At 44.5% G+C, this 4,665-nt stretch carries 4 protein-coding genes; 1 reads left to right on the forward strand and 3 read right to left on the reverse strand.

Annotated elements, in window-relative coordinates:
* The coding region (locus tag AB4653_RS20095; RefSeq protein WP_372105153.1) for a nodulation protein NfeD at positions 1-993 on the reverse strand (993 nt) is incomplete at its 3' end.
* A gap of 410 nt (positions 994-1,403) precedes the next feature.
* On the opposite strand from AB4653_RS20095, the gene AB4653_RS20100 reads away from it, so the two are divergent.
* Positions 1,404-2,723, forward strand: a complete 1,320-nt coding sequence (locus AB4653_RS20100) for a dicarboxylate/amino acid:cation symporter (protein ID WP_012604345.1) — start codon at positions 1,404-1,406, stop codon at positions 2,721-2,723.
* Positions 2,724-2,806: 83 nt separating this feature from the next.
* On the opposite strand, the gene AB4653_RS20105 is transcribed toward AB4653_RS20100, so the two are convergent.
* Both AB4653_RS20105 and AB4653_RS20110 read right to left on the reverse strand, forming a co-directional pair.
* Positions 2,807-3,760, reverse strand: a complete 954-nt coding sequence (locus AB4653_RS20105) for a class I SAM-dependent methyltransferase (RefSeq protein WP_009848763.1) — start codon at positions 3,758-3,760, stop codon at positions 2,807-2,809.
* 8 nt (positions 3,761-3,768) lie between these two features.
* Positions 3,769-4,467 (reverse strand): TIGR01621 family pseudouridine synthase, encoded by a 699-nt coding sequence (locus tag AB4653_RS20110; RefSeq protein WP_102257848.1) that lies wholly within the window; start codon positions 4,465-4,467, stop codon positions 3,769-3,771.
* Positions 4,468-4,665: the final 198 nt, after the last annotated feature.

The following is a 4,665-nucleotide window of genomic DNA, read 5'->3' on the forward strand; positions in this document are numbered from 1 at the left end:
CATTAAGGCAATTCCAAGCAGAATCAACGCAAGGCCTGCGTAACTCACCGGCAGCATTTGTAAGGAGTACATTGCCAGTAACAGACAGATCCCCCCCAATACACCCGGTAGCCCGACGCCAGGGTTATAGAATTCGAGTAACAAACCGTAGATACCAATCAGCATCAAAATATATGCAACGTTCGGGTTCGTGATCACTGACAGCAAACTAAAGCGCCAGTCTTGTTCTCGCTCGACAAAAGCAACATCACTAAGTTGGACTTCCTGACTGACACCGTTGATGGTGATGGTGCGTCCGTTGCTCAGTTCAACCAATTGCTGAAGATCGCTGGCAATAAAATCAATCACGTTAAGAGTCAGTGCATTCTCAGAATCCAAGCTGGCTGCCTCTCTTACCGCTTTTTCTGCCCATTCTTCGTTACGTTTGTGCAGCTTAGCCAAACTGACGATGTAGGCAGCAGCATCATTGATGACTTTCTTCTCCATCGCAGTGGTGGCTTTTACTTGATCTGAATTCTCTTGTTTGGTTGCGTCTTGCTCACTCGCAGAAGTGTTGTCGTCTTTATTGGCATCACCTTGAGGCGACAAGGGATTAGTCGGCGTTTTGCCACCGCCAAGAGACACTGGGGTTGCTGCACCTAGATTAGTTCCGGGCGCCATGGAAGCAACGTGGCTGGCAAGTAAAATATAGGTTCCGGCGCTCGCTGCTCGCGAACCCGCAGGGCCAACCCAAGTAGCGACAGGAATCGGTGATGTGGTGATGGATCGAATAATGTCACGCATCGACGAATCTAACCCGCCAGGCGTATTCATTTTCAAAATGATGAGTTTTGCTTGCTCATCGTGAGCTTGTTCTATTTCTCTAGTGAGGTAATCACTGGTCGCCGGACCTATCCCTCCGTTCACCTCAATCACCCAAACATCATCGGCCTGAGCGAACACAGAGCTGAACAACAGAAGAAACGCAAACAAGTACTTTAATATAAAAGTCATAGCCCCTCTCCTTACAACTGAGATGCTAGATAGACGTTTTATTTAAAGCGCAGAGGTAACATCTTGGTAATAAATAGATACCTTAAGCATAGTTCAGGCTAAATTTCCCACAACAAGCTTTATCATTTTCAGCCAGATTAATCTGTATAGAAAAAACTTAAAGATATTGATTAAATGTTAACAAAAGTAAGCAAGCGACGCGAAGCACAATCCATTCACAAAGCGATCAATAAAAACACTTTTATAAATCTTACAAATAACCGAACAACGAAAAACCAAAGCAAACGTTTGCTTTGGTATGAAAAAACATCTAATAGCGATTCACCTGCTGTTTTTAAGAGACTTTCACCTCTGCTCATATTGATAAATGTAAAGGATACGTGTAAAACTCTTCGCGAAATATTTATCCAATGGCACATCGTTCATTGGTGAGTAATTCTGGGATTTTTATATTTAGTAGCACAGAGGTTATGGAAGTGTTAAAAGAAAAGAGTTTACTAAGCAATATTGGCATTCAAGTCGTTATTGCAATGATCATCGGTACCGCAGTCGGCGCGATGATGGGTGACAGCGCAACTATGTTCGCTCCACTGGGTGCTATCTTCATCAATTTGATCAAGATGCTGGTTATTCCTCTAGTCGCGGTTGCCCTAATTTCAGGTGCTGCAGGTCTAGGTAATAGCTCATCGGCTGGTAAAGTCGGTGTAACAACACTGGGTTACTTTGCACTAACGTCTGCACTTGCTGTAGCACTAGCGCTTGTAATGGGTGAAGTGTTCGAACCGGGGCGTGGTATCGATGTTTCTGGCGTTGAAGGCATGTTCTCTTCAGAATACGCTGCGAAAGGCGAACTTCCAACGTTCTGGGCAACCATCACTGGCATGATCCCTACCAACGTTTTCCAATCACTGAATGAAGCAAACATTCTGCAAATTCTCGTTTTCTGCTTATTCTTTGGTATTGCGATTTCTAAACAAGCAAAAGAGAAACGTGACCCTATCATCAACGGTGTAAATGCTATCGTTGACGCTATGGTATGGATGATCAACAAAGTTATGATCATTGCACCACTTGGCGTATTCGGCCTAATGGCTGAAGCAGTAGGTACGTTTGGCTTTGGCGCGCTTATGGTCGTGTTCAAGCTGTTCATTGTTTACATCGCTGCGATTCTTATCTTCGGCTTTGTTGCTTACCCACTGATGATTCAAATCTTCACTAAGACTTCAGCTAAGAAGTTCCTAGTGGCAATGAAGAAGCCTCAAGCGGTTGCACTATCAACAGCATCTTCAATGGCGACACTACCAGTAACAATGGAAACGGTAGAGAAAGAACTTGGCGTTCGCAACTCTACGGCTTCATTCGTTCTGCCACTTGGTGCGACGATCAACATGTCTGGTAATGCAATTTACTACGGCCTAGTTGCTATCTTCTTCGCACAGCTGTTCAACATCGACCTTTCTATGGGCGCTTACGTTGCTATCATCGTAACGTCTACGCTAGGCGCAGTTGGTCAAGCTGGTGTTCCAGGTCCTTCTTTCCTAGTGGTTGCGGTTCTTCTAGCAGCTGGTATCCCTATCGAAGGTCTACCTCTGTTGTTCGCTCTAGACCGTATCTTCGACATGATCCGTACTGCCCTTAACATCACTGGTGATGCAGCATGTGCGGTAATCGTTGATTCTCTAATCAAAGACGAAGTGAAAGAAGCTGAGCTAGAGAAACAACAAGCTTAAACTTCTTAGAAACCTAAAGACCAAAAAGCCACTCATTTGAGTGGCTTTTTTACTTTCAAACGTTGATATTTGTTTACTCTAAATTAAGCGTCTTCAGAAACGTTAATTTTAAATCTCAGGACTTTCAAACTTGAATCGAGGTCGACATCGACAAATTCAGGTGGATTATCTAAACGCTCGATAAACTCAACACTTGGCGCTTCTTCTGCCATCGTCTCAATCAAGAAGTTTGGTGACACTGCTGGTGAGTTAACACAAGCAATCACTTCACCACCTTCGGTTAGAAGCTCAGGCAAACGACGTAAGATCTTTTTGTAGTCTTTAGTAAGTGCAAAGCTGCCTTTTTGGAACGAAGGCGGATCGATAATAACCAGCTCATATGGGCCACCCTTCTTGATTTTTCCCCACGACTTAAAGATATCGTAGCCAAGGAAGTTCACCGAGCGCATATCATGCTCATTCAAGCGGTGGTTATCACGGCCTTTGTTCAGTGATCCGCGAGACATGTCTACGTTCATACATTGTCGAGCGCCACCCGCAATCGCCGCCACAGAGAAACCACAAGTGTATGCGAACAGGTTAAGAACGTTCTTATCCTTAGCATTATCTTGTACCCACTGACGGCCATTACGCATGTCTAGGAACAGACCGAAGTTCTGATTGCGGCCAATGTCTAGTTGGTACTTAAGCCCATGTTCAACCACGACTGGTGAGTCGTTCAATTGACCCCACAACACTTCAGAGGGCGCGCCATCAGCATAACGGTGTTGCAGCACAATGCTTGTGCCCTGTTTTACTTGCCAGATATCTTTGTTAGTGAGGTCGACCAATCCAGTCTTTAGAGATGATAAGAACGCTTGGTCCACTTCTTTAAACACGTTAACCAATAACTGTCCATCAACCCAATCACAAGTGAGTTGATCTAGGCCGGGCCAAAACTTGCCACGCCCGTGAAAAATACGACGTAGTTCATTCGGCACTTCATTCAATTGCTGTTCAATATGACTAAAAAACAGAGGTAAAGCTGATGCTTCCATTATTTCACTCACTTAGTGTTTAGCTTTGGCCACGTTAATGACCAAGGTTCAAGCCAACTGTCTAAACCATTAGACACGATCTCTTGATGCCATTTCTCCCCCAAAGAGTCGAGGTTTCTTGGATCGCAGACACATTCGTAGGCTTGTGATTGATAGGTAAATCGAATCGCGAAGGCATGCAGATAGCCTCTGTCAGCCTCGTTCGATGGATTGTAAATAGGATCACCAACAATAGCCGAGCCAATGGACTTCATCGCGACACGGATCTGATGAGTTCGCCCCGTATAGGGTTTACATAAAAGTAGACGCTCACCGGGTTCAGCCGTTGCAGATAAAAATTGGGTAATCGCTGGGTTTTCTTTGGTTGTCAGCAGCTTCCAGCTTGAGCGTCGTGAACGCTCCATATCTCCTGAGATCAGCCCCTGCTTTTTCTTCGGCTTCTTGGAGCCTATCGCAAGGTAGTACTTCTCTACTTCACGCTTTGCAAACAACTGTGAAAGCTCACTCGCTGCCGGGGTATTTTTTGCCAGCAGTAGAATTCCTGACGTCATTTTATCGAGACGATGGACTAAATATAGCTTCGGCTCATTGATTGCCTTAGCAACTTCTTGCAATAACATCGTATCACCATCGTCTTTATGGACGCTGACGCCTGGATGTTTGTTTATAAGTAAAAAATCAGAGTGATTCAGAAGAATGTCGAACATGTAAAGGCTAGCTCCATTGTAGAACGTGGAGTATACCGTGTCTGAATCCAGATTCCAGCTACGAAAAAGCCCAACGAGTTCAATAAACATTGAATCGTTGGGCTTATGTTTCAATAGGCAACTTTCACTGGGAAGTCTTTAATCAATTCGCTCTAAGCTTATGTTCTAGACTTATGATCCAGCTCTAAGCTCTAAGCT

Source organism: Vibrio sp. 10N.222.48.A3, assembly GCF_041475345.1.
Lineage (GTDB): Bacteria > Pseudomonadota > Gammaproteobacteria > Enterobacterales > Vibrionaceae > Vibrio > Vibrio tasmaniensis_A.

Coding starts and splice junctions, on each gene's coding strand:
- AB4653_RS20110 (WP_102257848.1), bottom strand. CDS start 4,467: ATGTTCGACATTCTTCTGAATCACTCTGATTTTTTACTTATAAACAAA.
- AB4653_RS20100 (WP_012604345.1), top strand. CDS start 1,404: ATGGCACATCGTTCATTGGTGAGTAATTCTGGGATTTTTATATTTAGT.
- AB4653_RS20105 (WP_009848763.1), bottom strand. CDS start 3,760: ATGGAAGCATCAGCTTTACCTCTGTTTTTTAGTCATATTGAACAGCAA.